The following is a 16,021-nucleotide window of genomic DNA, read 5'->3' on the forward strand; positions in this document are numbered from 1 at the left end:
AATTCCTCCAGCGGACAGTATAACCTATTCTCCCGGCATCTAAACACATCCATGGATAACACATTTCCCGGGGAGGCTCCATTTTTTATATATAGTACGCAATAGGTTGTAATATTGCACTCCGGCGACACTACCCATGGCTGGCCTTATAGGCTGGTCCGCTATATCGGTGTTGTTTACAGCCTGTTGCGCACTACAAAATTCTCACCCCGACTGTTGTATTATAGTCATAATCCTGTCTGCAATGATCCCTGCCGCGTCCCGGGGTAATGCATCCGCGTGAGATGCCATTTCCTCTCTTTTCTGCCTATTTGCAATCAGAGACTCCAGAGCCGTTCCAAACTCTTCCGCTTCGGGATCCATCATTACCTGATACGCTCCGGTTTGTTCAAAGATCCGGGCGTTGCGAATTTGATCACCCCGGGATCCAGCAGTCAAGGGAATGAGTATTCCTGGGATCGTCAAAACCCCCAGCTCCCACAAGGTCCCGGCACCAGCCCGGGCCACAGCCAAATCGGCCATCGCCAATACATGCTTCATCTCCGGACCTATGAAATCCCGGGGATAATAGAACCCCGGCTCTTCCCCGGGTGGCTGCCACTGTTTCCCGTATTGATGAATAATCACCGCTTTTCCCCGAAGCCGAGGAAGATTCTCTTGCACCAAATTGTTGACCTGTACCGCCCCGAGACTGCCCCCAAGGACTACCACAACCGGCACCCCTTCTCGGATTCCGGGGAATAAGCTCCTCCCTTCTCGCGGATCACCCCTAAAAAGGTCCTCACGAATGGGATTCCCGCTCACGTGAACCCGGGGTTTAATTGAGTCAGGAAAGTACTGGATACTATCTTTGTAGGCCACAAATATGGCACTTGATTTTTTCATATTAAGACGGGTTGCCAATCCTGGATCCAGATCAGATTCATGGGATATAACGGGGATTTTTAACAACCCCGCAGCCCAAACCGGGGGCACCGTGACATACCCCCCCTTGGAAAAAATCGCTGCCGGAGGATCCTTCAAGAAATCGATCATACAATGTACAAATCCCCCCAGAATTTTAAAGATATCTATGAAATTCTGAAATGAAAGATACCTGCGCAGTTTTCCTGAAGGTATGTGCCGGAATTCCAACCCATCAATCCCGCTGGAACCGACAATTTCCGCCTCAATACCCCTTCGGCTCCCTACCCAGGTGATTCTTCCCGACCACGACCTCCGTAAGGCCCAGGCGACAGCAAGACCCGGGTATACATGACCTCCGGTGCCCCCTCCGGTAAACACTATCCGTTGCTCCACAACCTTCCTCCAGTCATACGGCTTGCCGAAGAATCTCCGGTCTCCTATACTCATACTACCATGATCGTATTTTCCAAAGCAATCAGACCCTCTCTGCTATTCATCTGCCTCATCCTATGGCTTCTCCCCAGCGTGGTAGTGTCCCAAGAATCTCAGGGGCAGCCCCGGCCGGATTTTTTTCTTCCCCTCACGAGGGAGACTGCCCAAGTCTTGCTGTCGGGCATTCCCGTCACAGACTCGCAGATCGAAGAATTCATGACCACCGGCATGTTGATCAGGCTTGATTCTGAGAATGCACATCCCGATCTAAACCCCCTGCCCCAGGCCACAGCGGACATCCGGCAGGCCTGGGAGAGCAACCCCGGGAATATCACTATACAAACCCTTATCGCCTACCCGCTGCCTAAGCGGTTTGCCACCCTTACCGAAGAAGAAATCCGGTTACGGCTCTACAATACCTTCAGCCGGTACTCCACCATGGCCGGCATAGAGTACTGGTCCGAGAGCCGTCAGCGGATGCGTACCTTTTATATTGATTCCTACCGTATTAACCCCGACTTCCCGGATCGTCCCTTGCCTGATGCAACCTACCAACAGGTTCCTCCCAAGGAATATGTCACCCTCAGACAACGGGATGCTTCCTTTGGCGATAATCGCTATCGATTGACCATCAACAACTACCCCGAGGGAATTCACGCACGGATCGAAAACCTGACCACCATGTGGTATAAAATACTGCCCATAGCTGAACCCCAGGGGGTACGTATGGATCTCTGCCTATCCATCAAAGACTCGTACCTCCTCTTTTTCGGCTCTACCAGACTTCAGGCACCTGGAATTTTCGGAATCCGAGATCGGGCAGAAGACAGCTTTTTCAACCGTCTTATCGCGTTATATAATTGGTATACAGGGCTTTTAACCGAAAATTAACCGTATCCTCATACAATTCTGTAGTACCCCCGGGGTATTGTGAGGGATACCTGGTGGGTATAAGGTTGCACTATACACCCGACGGGTCCGGACCGGGAGACAACCCCGGGACGGTGCCGCCGGCATGCCGGGGTACAACTTGAAATTGTATTAGAGGCCGAAGGAACCAATCCGGTTCTGCCGGCGAGCCGGGTTACAACCTGTTGAGGACTAGATGGGGAACACGGTGTGGATGACCCCAGGATTGCTCCGGGGCGCACCTACAATAGTCTGTAATACAGGAGATTCCCAGGAACAGCAAATGGTCCACGGGAACCTGCAGAAAAACACAGACCTGTACCAGTTGTTTTGAACGGTACCGATCATAGAAGGGGATGCTTGTGGAAACACGAATTCGACTGAACGAACAGATGGCGGAGGTGTATCAGACCGTTTTAAAAATGGGCACCTTCGTCGAGGAAGCCCTGAGAAAGGCCCTCAATGCAGTATCAAATCGGAATATGAACCTGGCACAACAGGTTATCGAACATGATATTCACATTGATAGTTATCAGAATGCCATAGAGGATATGTGCACCAAGATAATTGCAACGGAACAACCGGTTGCCAGCGATCTTCGAGAACTAGTCACGCTCATAAAGGTAGTCTCTGATCTCGAACGCATCGGTGATCACGCAAGACATCTTGCCAAATCCATCTCCAGTATCAGCGAGCCGATTCTCGAACAGGTGCTCCCTAAAATCAAAGTCATGACGGAAAAGGGGATTTCTATGGTGCATGATGCCCTAACCGCCCTCTCTACCCATGATGCGGACCTCGCCACCACCATAGCTGCCATGGATGATCAAATAGATGAATTACATACCCAGCTCTACGAACAAATCATCACCATCATGCAGGAGGATCCCCGGTACATCGAAGAAGGGACAACCCTCCTGTTCCTCAATCGATTCCTCGAGCGCCTGGGCGACCATGTTACAAATATCTGCGAATGGATCGTGTATGCCAAACGGGGAACTCACATCGAATTAAACTTTTAGGAGGTACGCGTGTCCCGGGAAAAAATCCTTGTCGTGGATGATGAAGAAGATATTCTCACCCTCATTGAATACAACCTCCTAAAGGAAGGCTACCAGGTCCTTACCGCCGCTACCGGGGAAGCAGGACTCTCCCAGGCTCGGGAGCAAAAACCGGATCTCATCGTGCTGGATCTCATGCTACCGGGTATTGATGGGATAGCAGCATGCCGAAAACTAAAGGCCGAGGACGATACTAAGCACATTCCCATTATCATGGCCACCGCAAAGGGCGAAGATATCGACGTAGTCTCCGGACTCGAAGTGGGTGCTGACGATTATGTAACAAAACCATTCAGCCCCAAGGTGCTCATAGCCCGGATTCGCAATCAACTGCGGCGCTCCACCGCAGAACCAACCGACCACGCCCAGACCCTCTCCATCCACGGAGTCGTAATTGACACGAACCGCCACGAAGTGACCTTGCATAACCGGAACATCCCCCTCTCAGCCACCGAGTTTGCAATCCTTGAATTCCTTGCCCAGAATCCGGGCTGGGTCTTTAGCCGGAACAAGATAATTGACGCTGTTAAGGGAAAGGACTATCCGGTCACTGAACGCTCCGTAGATGTACAGATCCTGGGCCTCAGAAAAAAACTGGGCGAGCAGGGTGATATCATTGAAACGGTAAGGGGCGTTGGATACAGGCTACGTCCGGAGGAATAGGTTTCATGACCATCCCTAGGCTCTTCCCTAGACGGGAGCTGATTTCTGTCATAACTCTTGAGGTGATTCTCCTGCTACTACCCCTCAGCATTGCTTCTATCCTTCTCTCTACCCCCCCGGCACCGGGTATAAACGAGTTTCGGGCACAACGGACCCTAGCAGCCTCACTCCTGGTTTCTCCGGACATCCAGGATCCCCAGGAGGCTATCCGGATTCTGGATGAGGCTCTGAAGAACTATACCCTCACCCTAATCCCATCCCCAGAAGCGAAACCTGTCCCGGAGTCGGAGGACCTGCAAATTTTTTCCTCTTCCCACCATCGGTACACTGCGGTCCTCACAATCCCTCAAACCCTCCAAGAGCCAAGAGCCTATGTACTCACTAGTGAATACAAGGTGACAGCCCCCCTCCCCTCCTGGATCCTAGTCAGTGTGATTATTACCCTCGGCCATATGATCTGCCTAGCCTTGTTCCTGAAGCAGATCCTCCGGACCTATACCCTCCCCATCAGCCGTCTCTCAGAATCCCTCAAGCGGATAGAACAGCGGGAAGACAATCCATCCACCTCCCGCAAGCCTCCCACGGAACAGGAAGACATCCATACCCTATTCACCCGGGTGTTCAGTAAAATCCATCAACGCCTGACCCAGCTTGAGTACCGGAACCAAGAACTCTGGAACATCCTCCAGCATATGTCCGATGGGGTACTGGTGCTTGATTCTCGGGGTGAAATCCTCATCATGAACCAGGCTGCAAGAGACTGCCTTCTCTCCCGGACACCAGATACCAAGCCCACCACTATTCAGCTCCTTGGAAGCACGGGTCTCATCACCCTTTTTGAGGAATCATTACGGGCCCAGGAACTAATAAAAACCCAAATCATCACATACCATTCGGATTCAGAGCATACCTTCGAGGCTGCCGGGCAGGCTGTGGAACTCAATAGTCATGAGATCTCTTCAAAACGGATCATTATCCTTCTCCATGAGGTTACCAAACTCCAGTATCTGGAGTCCGTCAGAAGCGATTTTGTTGCTAATGTAAGCCACGAACTCAAAACCCCCATCACCTCAATTCTTGGATTTGTGGAAACTCTTCTCTCAGATCCTGGGATCGATTCCGATTCCCGGATGAACTTCTTGCAGATTGTCCACCGTCAATCAAACCGTTTGAAGAATATCGTAGAGGATCTGCTATCCCTCTCCCGGTTAGAGCAATCTGGGAAGCACATCAGTCTTGCGCCCTGCGACCCCCAGCAAATTATGAGATCCGCCATAGACACCACAGGACACCAAGCTGCTCAGAAGGGCATCAAACTAACCCTTTCTCCCAGCTCCGATTCCGTTCCCATCATGGCCAATGAGGCCCTCCTTGAACAAGCCCTCATTAATCTCATAGAAAACGGGATCAAATACGGTACCGAGGGGGGATGGGTGCGGGTTGAAGCCCGATTGGATGATACCTACTGTATATTCTCAGTCCAAGATAACGGTCCCGGCATTCCCGCGCGTGAAAAGGATAGAGTTTTTCAACGATTCTATCGCATCGACAAAACAAGGAGCAGACAACAGGGCGGTACTGGCCTGGGGCTATCTATCGTAAAACACATAGCCCTGTGCCACCATGGCGAGGCGTCTGTCACAAGTACCATGGGTCAGGGAAGTACGTTTTCATTGAAAATCCCTCGGGGCTCCATGCCAGACTAGGGTAATACGAGTTGCAGCGCTCCGATAATCGCCCCAAGAACAGCTCCAAATACATTAATCCACTTGAATTGACGGGCCATAATTCCTAGGAGCAAATTTTCTACATCCTTCACATCAAGTCCGTTTATTCGGTTGACCACCATACTTCGGATATCAAAGCGTTGAACCAGGGGAGGAACGGTTTTCTCTAAAATCCGGGTAATTCCTGACTGCAGGGAATCTACACTCTGATCTGGCTGCACACCGGCTCCCGGTTTTGGCGCTGTGGGAATCAGGCTGAGGACCGTACGAATCAGCCCCTCCAAAGCCAGGGGGCGTTGAAGCCAGCTGTACAACGCATCGGCACCTCGGGCAGCCCAAACCGAGGGGTAGGACCCGCTAGCCCAGAGCACAATCGCCGCCAGACTATGATTTTGGTGACGTGCAAAAAACCTGTTGAGGCCGACCCTTGCCCTAACCCCGATCCGTTCCTTCCGTAGAAACACAAGAATCTGCTCAATCCCATGCCCGGCTAACGAAGACAGATCGACCCCGAGGATCCTCTGTGTCTCCTCAAAGGTCTTATCCGCAACCCGATCGAGCCCGCCTTCCATCCAGCGGATAATCCGCTCGCGGTTATCCTCATGGTGTAGAAACTCATCCAAGGTCTCTAACAAGGAATCGATGATCCCGGGCATCCTCTCATTTAAGGTTTTATCATATTGACCTGCGGATAGAAGAAAGCGCTGAACAGCCGTAAGCTGGGCCAAAATTCCGCTGAGAATTGTTTTGCCCCGGCGGATCAATTCAGGCCGGAACTCAGGTCTCCGCAGCCACTCCATGAGATAATCAACCCCAGGTTCATAGTATCCCCTTCCCGCCTGTACCAGGGCTTGACGCAGCTCCTTGGTTACTACCATCTCCACCCGGTCTCCATCCCGAACCCAGCGGTCTACGATTCTCTGCACCTCTTGTACGATCCCGGGCCCTAACCCTTCGCTCAGCTGATGGTTAATAAGATTCATAACCCAGTGGGGAACCCGTAACCTGGCAACAACCTCCCCAATTTGAATCCCCTGAACCGCTTCCACACTCCGAAGCAATCCGGCCTGCAACCGCTGCCGGGTAGCAATCCGCCGGATAACTCCGGCCAGATACAGGGAAAGGCTCGATCCATCCGACTGTCCCCCTGCATCCGAGTGCAACAACTCCTCCAGTCCCTGATGAATCCGTTCCTGAAATCCCTCCCCATGGATATGACTAAGCACTGCCTCCCGCGACAGCAGTTGGCCCGAAACCATCTGCCCGATACTTTCCGCCAACTGGCCCCTCTGCCGGGGAATGATTCCGGGGGTAAAGGGCAGACGGATACCCAACACCCTGATCTCACGCAAGGGACGGAATAACATCCGGATCGCAATAGCATTGGTAACAAACCCAATACCCGCCCCCAGCACTACGGGTAGTACCTGGGGTAGCACCCCCTGGAGCCAAACTACTATGCTACTCATGTCCATACACCCCGTCCCCCAGTTGTGCTGAAGCATTTTGCGCCCTGGCACGGGTTGTGAATAACACAAGGTCCTGGCCAAAAATCCAGCCCTCCCTGCTCTGAGGACTGCCATTCGGCAAGACAATAGAGTACGCAACGGAATACCAATAATCAACTGAGCCCCGTTCAAGGGTCTCAAAGGGAGCCGCCTCAATCAGTTCCACCACTCCTCCCCGGCGCACCAGATCCACAACCCTGGAAGATGAGTCAGCCTCCTCATGGATCCGAGCATAATGGGGCTGAATGACCCCAAACCGGCCCCGGGTAACAATGAGCTCTTCCACCGGCAAATCCAGTGCCCGGGTCTCCGAGTCGGAACAGGCACTCATAATCAAACTCCCCGCCATCATCAACGCAACACCGAGCATCGCTCCGCTTCGAGAATACGACTTTGGTTCTGACTTTGCAGCAATCACTTTTCTTTTTTATCCCCATCAGCTACCTTAGACATATGGTCAAAAGTATAGGACCTTTCGTCCTCTTTGTCATTGTCTGGCTTCATTTCATACCGTTCCAGACCTACACCGAATCCGCCCTACCCGAGTCCCAGATCAGGGCGGCCTCCCCCCTGATTCAATCAGACCTAGAATCCGGCATCATAGTCGACTCCTCGGGCCTGCAAAATTTCACGGCCGTTCACATCCAACTTCCCCTCATAACACCCCGGGATGGTGTCCGAGGCCTCAGCCTCGCTTCAGGACTGAGTTTAGCACGCACCATCCCTCTGAGCTCCGAAGGCCTTCAAATGCCCCGAAGCACCTCCATTACCGCATGGACCGTGGACCTCGGGTATTCCTTCAACAACATCCGTCTCGGAATACGCCCCTCCGCCAACTGGGCCCGATTTAGTCAGACCCACCTCCTCTTTTTCTACCCAGGAATCCGTATGTATATTCAGGGTGATTCTACGGTTTCTAGCCCCTTGGGCAGCTTTCGCATCAGCTCAGGCCTTTTTACCGGTTTACAATGGCAGAAAACAAACGGTCCCGGCCTCCGCATTGGTTTAACCGGCGGCATTTCGCTATACTAGAGAACAAATATGAGAAACGTCATGAGAACACAATCTACTCAGTTCATAGTTCTGGGGATTATAATGCTGCTTTCGTCCTGTACGCTCCAGCCGACCACCGAGCCGGAACGGTATGCCCTAGTGTTCGGGGTAAACGATTACCCGGCTGATTACAATGATCTGTCCGGAGCCGTGAATGACGCCGAGTCCATCCATCGTGTTTTGGAATCACGGGGATTTAATTCCCAGGTATTCACCAACCAGAACGCCACCCGCCAGGCTATGGAGGAAGAGATATCAGCCCTCGAATCCCAACTCTCACCCGGAGACATGCTCCTGCTCTACTATGCCGGTCACGGAATACAGGGAACCATTGGCGACGAATACGACGAGTTCATCATTCCCGCCCTCACACAAAACGCCGGACTTTCAGAGATCCGGGATCAGGTTATAAACTCCCGGGACCTTAAAACAATTCTCAGCGGCCTCTCCGGGGTGGAGATTGTCCTCATCTTTGATGCATGTAATACCGGGGGATTCGTTGAACAGACCAACGAGGTCATCAATACCCTACCCCGAAACTACAGCCCCCTGCCATACATCCAGGAAGGAAGCGGATATTCGGTCCCCTTCTTCTCTGCCGTCGCAGAGTTCTTTAAAGCTGATTCACCAACCCGGGATGACCCGCCCCCCCCGGAAATCCACGGTATAACCGCCGCAGGACCGTCCGAAGAAAGTTGGGAGTTTGCCAGCCGGGGAGTTTTCACCACAGCCTTCGTGGATGGCATTGAATCTGGAAGGGCAGACGTTAACAGAGACAACCGAATAACCCTCGATGAGATCTACATTCATACCTTTAATACAATCCAGAATACATGGAATTCCCAATACGGAGCGACAACCGGGGCGGACTACGCCTTCTTACCCCACCGAACGGGGAATCCCTACGATCTCATCCTGATCCAAGAAAATTAAGCCCCGTTGTCAATTCATCTCTTTTATTTTCTCAATCTCATCCCGTAACACCGCGGCCTGCTCAAACTCGAGGTTCTTTGCATGCTCCAACATCTGAGCCTCCAGCGCCTTAATCAGCTTCTTCCGTTGAGCCGGTACCAGGAGATTATGATCCTTCTTAATGATTTCAAGATTCTGCTCTTCATCCTTGCGTTTATCTTCCTTTTCCCGCTGAAGGATACTACGAATGTTCTTTCTGATAGTCTGGGGGGTTATTCCGTGTTCTGTATTATACTCTATCTGCTTTGCACGCCGACGGTCGGTTTCCTGTATGGCTTCTTCCATCGCAGGGGACATTCTGTCCGCATACATAATCACTGTACCATTCTCATTCCGTGCGGCTCTGCCTATGGTCTGGATCAGACTGGTGGCTGAACGGAGAAAACCGATCTTGTCCGCATCAAGGATAGCAATCAAACTTACCTCCGGAAGATCTAGCCCCTCCCTGAGAAGGTTAATTCCAACCAGCACGTCAAACGCCCCGCTCCTCAAATCGGTGAGAATCTCCACGCGTTCAATGGTTTCAATCTCCGAATGTAAATACCGAACCTTCAGCCCCATTCCCAGAAGGTAATCGGTAAGATCCTCCGCCATTTTCTTTGTGAGGGTTGTTATCAGGGTCCTGTCGCCCTGCTCCGTCCGCTTTACAATTTCACTGTACAGATCCTCAATCTGGCCCGCTGTGGGACGAACCTCAATAACCGGATCGAGAAGCCCTGTGGGCCGGATAATCAACTCACTAACCTGCTTAGACTTAGCAAGCTCCTCATCCCCAGGAGTAGCAGAAACAAAAACAGTCTTATCGAGAAGATTCTCAAACTCCGGATACATCAAGGGCCTATTATCCAAGGCGGAGGGTAGACGAAAGCCGAAGTCCACTAAATTCTGTTTACGTGACCGGTCTCCGGCATACATCGCCCGCACCTGGGGCAAGGTAACATGGGATTCATCAACAAAGGTTAAAAATTGATCCGGAAAATAATCAAGGAGGACTGCAGGTCTCTCCCCCGCATTCCTAAAACTCAAATGGCGGCTGTAATTTTCAATCCCCGAGCAATAGCCCATCTCATAGAGCATCTCGATATCATATTTAGTACGACTCCGTAGCCGTTGCGCCTCCACAAGCTTGTTCTGGGACTCTAGCCTTTGGAGCTGTTCATCTAGCTCCTCCTCTATCAAATGAATCGCCTTATGAACACTATCCTCGGGCATAACAAAGTGTTTTGCTGGGTATACAATAAGCGTCTCCAGCTCATGGAGAACATTCCCCGTCACTGGATGGATCTCAGATATCCGCTCCACCTCATCCCAGGCTAACTCTATCCGATATGCTTCCTGGGTGTAGGCAGGATAGATTTCAATTACATCACCCCGAATTCTGAAGACCCCGCGTTGCATCACCGCATCGTTGCGCTCATACTGAAGGCTTACCAGCCGCGCTCGCAAATCACTGATCTGCAGGTGACTACCTCGATCAATGCGGATTTTCATGTCCCGGTAATCTCTCGGGCTTCCAAGTCCATAGATACACGAAACGGTGGCAACTACAATAACGTCCGGTCGCTCCAGCAGGTTGGCCGTTGCTGAAAGCCTAAGGCGGTCAATCTCATCATTGATGGAGGAATCCTTCTCGATATAGAGATCTTTGGAAGCAACGTATGCCTCAGGCTGGTAGTAATCATAATAGGATACAAAATACTCCACCGCGTTATTGGGAAAGTACTCTTTAAACTCACGGTACAACTGGGCTGCCAAGGTCTTATTGTGGCTCAGTACCAAGGTAGGCAACTGAATACGTTCAATAATCTTCGCCATAGTGAATGTCTTGCCCGAACCTGTGACCCCCCGAATCGTTTGAAAGGGATGTCCCTGGGAAATACCGCCGCTGATTGAATCAATTGCCTTTGGTTGATCGCCCGATGGGCTATAATCGGATGCTACAGTAAATTTATTCACAGCACACTATTCCAAATATCGATCGGGGCGAAGAACCAACTCAACCTCAGTAGTGTTACTTCGGCCATTCCGTATGTACTCTACCTCAACCCGGTCCCCAGGTTTTGTATTTTGCAGCGCCTCAAATACTGAAGCCATATTAGTGATAGGTGTATCCTCTATCCGGACAATAATGTCCCCGCCCAGGTAAATGATGGTATTTCCGGACCGAACGGCATTCCTGGGATTCCCACCCCGAAGACCCGCCGCCTCCGCCTTTCCACCGGGTTCTACCTCGGAAATCAATATCCCTTGCGTAACGGGGAGATTGGCAAAACTCACTAATTGAGGGAATAGTTGAATGGGAGTAATGTCGATCCAGCCTCGCTGTACACGCCCATATCGGATCAGGTCAGGAATAACCCGCTTGGCCGTCTCAATAGGAACAGCAAAACCCACACCAATACTTCCGCCGCTCGGGGAATAAATCATTGTGTTTACCCCAATGATACGCCCGGAACTATCCAACAGCGGTCCACCGGAATTTCCCGGGTTTATAGACGCATCGGTTTGGATCATATCCTGGATAATACTTCCGCTTTGGGAACGAATAGGTCTGCCGATTCCGGAAATCACACCGGTAGTCAGAGTACGCTCAAAGGAAAACGGATTACCGATTGCGAGAACCTTTTGTCCAACCCTCAGATCCTCCGAAGAGCCGAGAGGAATAACGGTAAGGGGTTCATCTGTTTCTATCTTTATAACAGCAAGATCATTTTCCGGGTCGATACCCACGACCTCCGCCTCATAGCGTTTTCCGCTTGCCAAGGTAGCATAGACCTTCACTGCGTTCTTAATCACATGGTTATTTGTGAGGATATACCCCTCATCATCGATAATCGCCCCGCTCCCGGAACTGCCCTCCTGGGGAACCGCTTCAAAAAACCAGTAATAGGAAACCGTTTCCGTTGTGATGTTAACCACACCCTGGTTCCTCTCATCGTAGACCTGAATATTATTACGTTCATCAGCCGTAAACCGATCCGTGGCAAGGTTCACCGGATTATAACCGAAATCAGATGTACCTCCCGAATCCTCTTTGGGCTCTTGAAGAACCTTGATTATTTCCGGCTCCTGGGATACCACCGCAGCAGAATCCGGCCCGCGAGAGCCCCCAGCAGCTCCAAGAGGTATAAGCCCCAACCCGATAGCCAAGAGTAAGCCTATGCCTATGCCGGATACCACATAGATAACGTGTGTAATTGGTTTCTTTCTACGTCCCATAGTAGTTAATATACCGACAACATCCCTATTTGCCAATCATACCGAAGATATCAAAGGGCCCCAGAGCCGGAAACCGTAAACATCCAGCCATGGATAAATCACCATCATTGGGAGAATCCCTCCCATCAAGATCAGCAAGGGTTACCGCTATACGAATCAGGGCAGCCCTATCCCGAGCACTGTAGCTGGACTTATTGCTCCATAAATCGGGGTACATATCCCTAAGAATCAATCCACTAATCCGTCCGTTATACCGAGATCCTGTAGCATTTCTCCTATCAAATTGCCGGTTCTCAGCTTCCACCAGCACCATGGATAGCTCATCAGCATGATCTACCCAACCAGGCAGATCCACATCCTGGGTATCCTGGTTTGTGAATATGCGAATGTCAAATCTATCCATCAAGGCTGCACCGATCTTCGTCCAATATCGGGAGAGTTGTCTCGGATCGCATAAACAGTACCCATCGCTGCCAAGCCCCCCACAGGGACAAAGATTCATTGCCGCAACAAGCATGAAATCACAGGGAAAGGACGTGCTCATATCAGCACGCCCAACAGAAATCCAAGATTGTTCCATAGGAAGCCGAAGACCCGAGAGAATTTTTGCCTGAAACGCTGAAAGCTCATCAAGAATGAGCATACCGCAATGCGCCAGGGAGACCTCTCCTGGCCTGAGAATCCGGCCGCCCCCAAACATTCCCTCAAAACTTGTAGTATGGTGAGGAGTCCGAACCCGTGCCTTCCGGTGCTTCTCTACCCCCTCAAAATCACCCACCAGTCCAGAAATTCGTTGAACCTCCCCCTCATAGTCCGGCCGTAAGGGCAAAGAGAAACTCTGGAGGTACTCCAGTAGACTTGTCTTCCCACTCCCCGGGGGACCAAGAAGATTCACATGATGCCTACCAGCCAAGGCGACAGTCCCGGCATAACGGCTGAATCGGGAAAGATTCGAGAAGCTTCCTATCTCTTCAACAATACCCAGGGCGTCAGAGGAAAGCCCGGCTTCACCTTCGGCAGATTTCAACGAGGGTAAGGGCTCAAGAAGGTCCGTCAACCGTCGTAGGCCATGCACCCTCAAACCGGCATCCGGTGCATAGCCACCCAACTGATCCGCCGGTCCTATACAGGCATCAATCTTATGCTTGGCAGCCATATCCAGGGCACCCGGCAAGCCCTTCACCTCGCAAACCTCCCCTGAGAGGGACAGTTCACCGAGTATGAGATATTTTTTATGGGAATCCAGGGTGATTTGGTTGCTTATACAAAGAATCGCAACCGCCAGGGCCATATCATAAGAAGCCCCCACCTTACGAATCCCCGCCGGGCGCAAATTGATAAGAATCCTTCCCCTGGGAATCGAAAAACCCGAGTTACGAATCGCCGCCCGGACCCGTTCTCTCGCTTCCCGGACCGAGCTATCCGGCAACCCTACAAGATCTATACCCGGGATACCCTTACGGACCTCAATCTCTATTGCAACAAGAATACCTTCGTATCCCACAGGACAAAAACCATATATTTGCATATACAACTCCTGCCCATATACCGTCGCTATTCGTGAAATTACTTCAAAGAGTTTATCCCAACATGTACCAATTCATCACACCGCTCATTCATTGGATTCCCACTATGACCCTTAACCCATCGCCACGAGATCGTAATCCCCTCAGCCAGAGCGTCCAAAGCTTCCCAGAGTTCGCGGTTTTTTACCGGTTGTTTTGCGGCAGTTCTCCACCCATTTTTTTTCCATGAATGGATCCAGGTCGTAATACCGTTTTTAACATATTGACTATCCGTTGTAATAATAATCTCGGAATCTTCCTTTCCCTGAGCTCGAATAAAACGCAATGCTTCGATCACCGCAGTTAATTCCATTTTATTGTTTGTGGTTTGCGGCTCCGCACCATAGTTTTCAGTGATTTCATTGTTCAGTGAAACGATATAGGCCCAACCACCAGGACCTGGATTCCCAATACAACCGCCATCAGAAAATACCTCTATCACCCCCGACTCCTTTTGACAAAAGCTAATTGCCTACGATACTATTAGCCCATGGTATACAGATTCGAGCTTAAAAAAAACCCCCGTTCAATAGTTCTGTTTCTAATAATCCTCGGAATAGGTTTACTAGGAGTATTTCTGCTCTTGGCTTTAAACTTCCCGTTCAATCTAATTCTTGGATTTCTGCTCGGATACCTGGCGGTCAAATTGTATGGTTTTATCAAAGGCCAGATGCGTTCCACAATCATAACTCACGACGATGGGGTTTCCGCAAAAACATCCATGGGAGAAAACATCTCCATCCCCTGGTCACTGGTTACCCACGCAGGCAGGTTCTTCAGCACACGAATTAAAAAGCCCGTTATCTTTGTCTATGCAGAATCAACCGATCAACTGCTTTCAATCCCCGATCAATACTCGAATTTTGAGCAGCTACTCACAGAGATGCGGGAATACATAGACATTCCAGAGATTACCCTTCAGGAAAACCAAACACTTAACGAATACCTCAAGGAACGATTGACGGATTCAGAACCCAGCTAACCGCAACCAGCCGTCCCTTTATTAGTTCATAAAAGGTTACAGCTCATAATACTGATAGTATTGTAGCCCTCACCGTAATGTGCTCCTTGGATGCAGCCCCTATGTGCGGCGTTCTTTCCATGCTTTTTACGTACAAGAGACCCCTTACAATCGATCAGAGAATATCTCACTCATATAGTCGATGATGGTGGTGGTTTCCCTAGGCGATAACAGCAGGTACATTGCCTTTCCGCCGAACTGTATGGGTATAAATAACAGTTGATTTAATGAACCCAACTGCCGTTCATGGGGGGGCAGGAAAAACATCAAGCTCCCAATATTATGTATCAACACAATTTTTTGCTTTGATAAGTATTGTTCAACCAGCCAGTGTTCCCCCGAGAGCGGTGGTACTCCCTCTGAGTATCCTACACCGTATAAGAACTCTAGAAATCCATTTTCTAGGGTAAGAACAGAGGCAAACCGGCTATTTAACAGTCTGCTGACTGTTACCAATGACTTTACAATTCCAGGAGTATCAGATTTAAAATACGTAGCAAACTTGTCATAGTCTAAACCCTGATTGTTAAACTCCAAGTCCTCGCGTGTCACAGTTTTTGGATTCCACTGGTGACTCGCGTACTCTTGGGGACCTTCCGACGCATCATTGTAGCTTAAATCTATCTCGGGTAAATCAAACAGCTCATCAATGGAGCCTTTTTTTGCTTCCTTCGGTTCACTTGATTCAAGCTCAATACCCCTACCATCATCCTCTTTAATAGCCTTTGAGAACACCTGCTCATTAATCTGGACAACCCCGTCTTGTTCAATAAATACCGGATTAATAAAATTTCTTAATTCTTGAATAGATATGGCTTCTATCTCTGGATCGCTCTCTCCCACTGCCTCTAGTTCTTCCCCTTCATCTTCCACAGGATCCAGTTCTTCCAGCATATATTCGCCCCTTATCCTACCCTTGAATAGCCAATCTGATTCTAACTCTTCGGCTTCTTCTAACTCTTCGGCTTCTTCTAACTCTTCGGCT

The 16,021-nt window shown here is 50.4% G+C and carries 15 protein-coding genes; 7 read left to right on the forward strand and 8 right to left on the reverse strand.

The annotated features are described in order from the left end of the window. Window positions 1–204: 204 nt before the first annotated feature. Window positions 205–1,353, reverse strand: a complete 1,149-nt coding sequence (locus DC28_RS13735; RefSeq protein WP_081942224.1) for a UDP-N-acetylglucosamine--N-acetylmuramyl-(pentapeptide) pyrophosphoryl-undecaprenol N-acetylglucosamine transferase — start codon at window positions 1,351–1,353, stop codon at window positions 205–207. A 6-nt stretch (window positions 1,354–1,359) separates the two neighbouring features. On the opposite strand from DC28_RS13735, the gene DC28_RS13740 reads away from it, so the two are divergent. The 4 genes from DC28_RS13740 (at window position 1,360) to DC28_RS15925 (ending at window position 5,677) form a co-directional block, all read left to right on the forward strand. After that, the gene (locus DC28_RS13740) at window positions 1,360–2,229 is read left to right on the forward strand and encodes a DUF6675 family protein (RefSeq protein WP_081942225.1); all 870 of its coding nucleotides are present in this window, start codon (window positions 1,360–1,362) and stop codon (window positions 2,227–2,229) included. A gap of 380 nt (window positions 2,230–2,609) precedes the next feature. Further along, the gene (gene phoU / locus DC28_RS13745; RefSeq protein WP_052078927.1) at window positions 2,610–3,269 is read left to right on the forward strand and encodes a phosphate signaling complex protein PhoU; all 660 of its coding nucleotides are present in this window, start codon (window positions 2,610–2,612) and stop codon (window positions 3,267–3,269) included. 9 nt (window positions 3,270–3,278) lie between these two features. Next, window positions 3,279–3,971 (forward strand): response regulator, encoded by a 693-nt coding sequence (locus DC28_RS13750; RefSeq protein WP_037549943.1) that lies wholly within the window; start codon window positions 3,279–3,281, stop codon window positions 3,969–3,971. A 5-nt stretch (window positions 3,972–3,976) separates the two neighbouring features. Continuing rightward, complete coding sequence (locus DC28_RS15925) at window positions 3,977–5,677, forward strand: sensor histidine kinase (RefSeq protein ID WP_052078928.1); 1,701 nt, start codon at window positions 3,977–3,979, stop codon at window positions 5,675–5,677. Here DC28_RS15925 and DC28_RS15930 read toward each other — a convergent pair. Together DC28_RS15930 and DC28_RS16570 are read right to left on the reverse strand one after the other, a co-directional pair. Next, window positions 5,674–7,167 carry a DUF445 family protein gene (locus DC28_RS15930; RefSeq protein WP_052078929.1) on the reverse strand — a complete coding sequence of 498 codons (1,494 nt, stop codon included), beginning with the start codon at window positions 7,165–7,167 and terminating at the stop codon, window positions 5,674–5,676. The genes DC28_RS15925 and DC28_RS15930 overlap by 4 nt on opposite strands. Next, window positions 7,160–7,537 (reverse strand): hypothetical protein, encoded by a 378-nt coding sequence (locus DC28_RS16570; RefSeq protein WP_162180246.1) that lies wholly within the window; start codon window positions 7,535–7,537, stop codon window positions 7,160–7,162. Before DC28_RS16570 ends, DC28_RS15930 begins: the two co-directional genes overlap by 8 nt. A 122-nt stretch (window positions 7,538–7,659) precedes the next feature. On the opposite strand from DC28_RS16570, the gene DC28_RS13770 reads away from it, so the two are divergent. After that, window positions 7,660–8,238 (forward strand): hypothetical protein, encoded by a 579-nt coding sequence (locus tag DC28_RS13770; protein WP_156104700.1) that lies wholly within the window; start codon window positions 7,660–7,662, stop codon window positions 8,236–8,238. A 21-nt stretch (window positions 8,239–8,259) separates the two neighbouring features. Beyond that, window positions 8,260–9,192: a caspase family protein gene (locus DC28_RS13775; RefSeq protein ID WP_162180247.1), complete on the forward strand. Its 933-nt coding sequence runs from the start codon at window positions 8,260–8,262 to the stop codon at window positions 9,190–9,192. 9 nt (window positions 9,193–9,201) lie between these two features. On the opposite strand, the gene uvrB is transcribed toward DC28_RS13775, so the two are convergent. Genes uvrB through rnhA form a run of 4 tightly spaced genes read right to left on the reverse strand, consistent with a single transcriptional unit; the run spans window position 9,202 to window position 14,457 of the window. After that, window positions 9,202–11,187 (reverse strand): excinuclease ABC subunit UvrB, encoded by a 1,986-nt coding sequence (gene uvrB, locus DC28_RS13780; RefSeq protein WP_037549955.1) that lies wholly within the window; start codon window positions 11,185–11,187, stop codon window positions 9,202–9,204. Between the two features lie 6 nt (window positions 11,188–11,193). Beyond that, a complete protein-coding gene (locus tag DC28_RS13785) occupies window positions 11,194–12,450 on the reverse strand; it encodes a S1C family serine protease (RefSeq protein WP_037549958.1) in 1,257 nt (418 codons plus the stop codon). A gap of 25 nt (window positions 12,451–12,475) precedes the next feature. Then, the gene (locus tag DC28_RS13790; RefSeq protein WP_052078930.1) at window positions 12,476–13,978 is read right to left on the reverse strand and encodes an ATP-binding protein; all 1,503 of its coding nucleotides are present in this window, start codon (window positions 13,976–13,978) and stop codon (window positions 12,476–12,478) included. Between the two features lie 38 nt (window positions 13,979–14,016). Next, window positions 14,017–14,457, reverse strand: a complete 441-nt coding sequence (rnhA, locus tag DC28_RS13795) for a ribonuclease HI (protein ID WP_037549961.1) — start codon at window positions 14,455–14,457, stop codon at window positions 14,017–14,019. Window positions 14,458–14,505: 48 nt separating this feature from the next. Between rnhA and DC28_RS13800 the strand changes: the two genes are divergently transcribed. Beyond that, entirely contained in the window at window positions 14,506–14,997 is a 492-nt protein-coding gene (locus DC28_RS13800; protein ID WP_156104701.1) for a hypothetical protein, read from the forward strand. A 144-nt stretch (window positions 14,998–15,141) separates the two neighbouring features. Here the strand turns inward: DC28_RS13800 and DC28_RS13805 are convergent. Next, a partial coding sequence (locus DC28_RS13805; RefSeq protein WP_162180248.1) for a hypothetical protein occupies window positions 15,142–16,021 on the reverse strand: 880 nt, incomplete at its 5' end.

The sequence above is a fragment of the Spirochaeta lutea genome (assembly GCF_000758165.1).
GTDB lineage: Bacteria > Spirochaetota > Spirochaetia > DSM-27196 > Salinispiraceae > Spirochaeta_D > Spirochaeta_D lutea.

Excerpts from the sequence above, each read along its gene's own strand:
- DC28_RS13775 (WP_162180247.1), top strand. The coding sequence starts at position 8,260 with ATGAGAACACAATCTACTCAGTTCATAGTTCTGGGGATTATAATGCTG.
- DC28_RS15930 (WP_052078929.1), bottom strand. The coding sequence starts at position 7,167 with ATGAGTAGCATAGTAGTTTGGCTCCAGGGGGTGCTACCCCAGGTACTA.
- DC28_RS15925 (WP_052078928.1), top strand. The coding sequence starts at position 3,977 with ATGACCATCCCTAGGCTCTTCCCTAGACGGGAGCTGATTTCTGTCATA.
- DC28_RS13785 (WP_037549958.1), bottom strand. The coding sequence starts at position 12,450 with ATGGGACGTAGAAAGAAACCAATTACACACGTTATCTATGTGGTATCC.
- DC28_RS13740 (WP_081942225.1), top strand. The coding sequence starts at position 1,360 with ATGATCGTATTTTCCAAAGCAATCAGACCCTCTCTGCTATTCATCTGC.
- DC28_RS13770 (WP_156104700.1), top strand. The coding sequence starts at position 7,660 with ATGGTCAAAAGTATAGGACCTTTCGTCCTCTTTGTCATTGTCTGGCTT.
- DC28_RS13735 (WP_081942224.1), bottom strand. The coding sequence starts at position 1,353 with ATGAGTATAGGAGACCGGAGATTCTTCGGCAAGCCGTATGACTGGAGG.
- DC28_RS13800 (WP_156104701.1), top strand. The coding sequence starts at position 14,506 with ATGGTATACAGATTCGAGCTTAAAAAAAACCCCCGTTCAATAGTTCTG.
- DC28_RS16570 (WP_162180246.1), bottom strand. The coding sequence starts at position 7,537 with ATGAGTGCCTGTTCCGACTCGGAGACCCGGGCACTGGATTTGCCGGTG.
- DC28_RS13790 (WP_052078930.1), bottom strand. The coding sequence starts at position 13,978 with ATGCAAATATATGGTTTTTGTCCTGTGGGATACGAAGGTATTCTTGTT.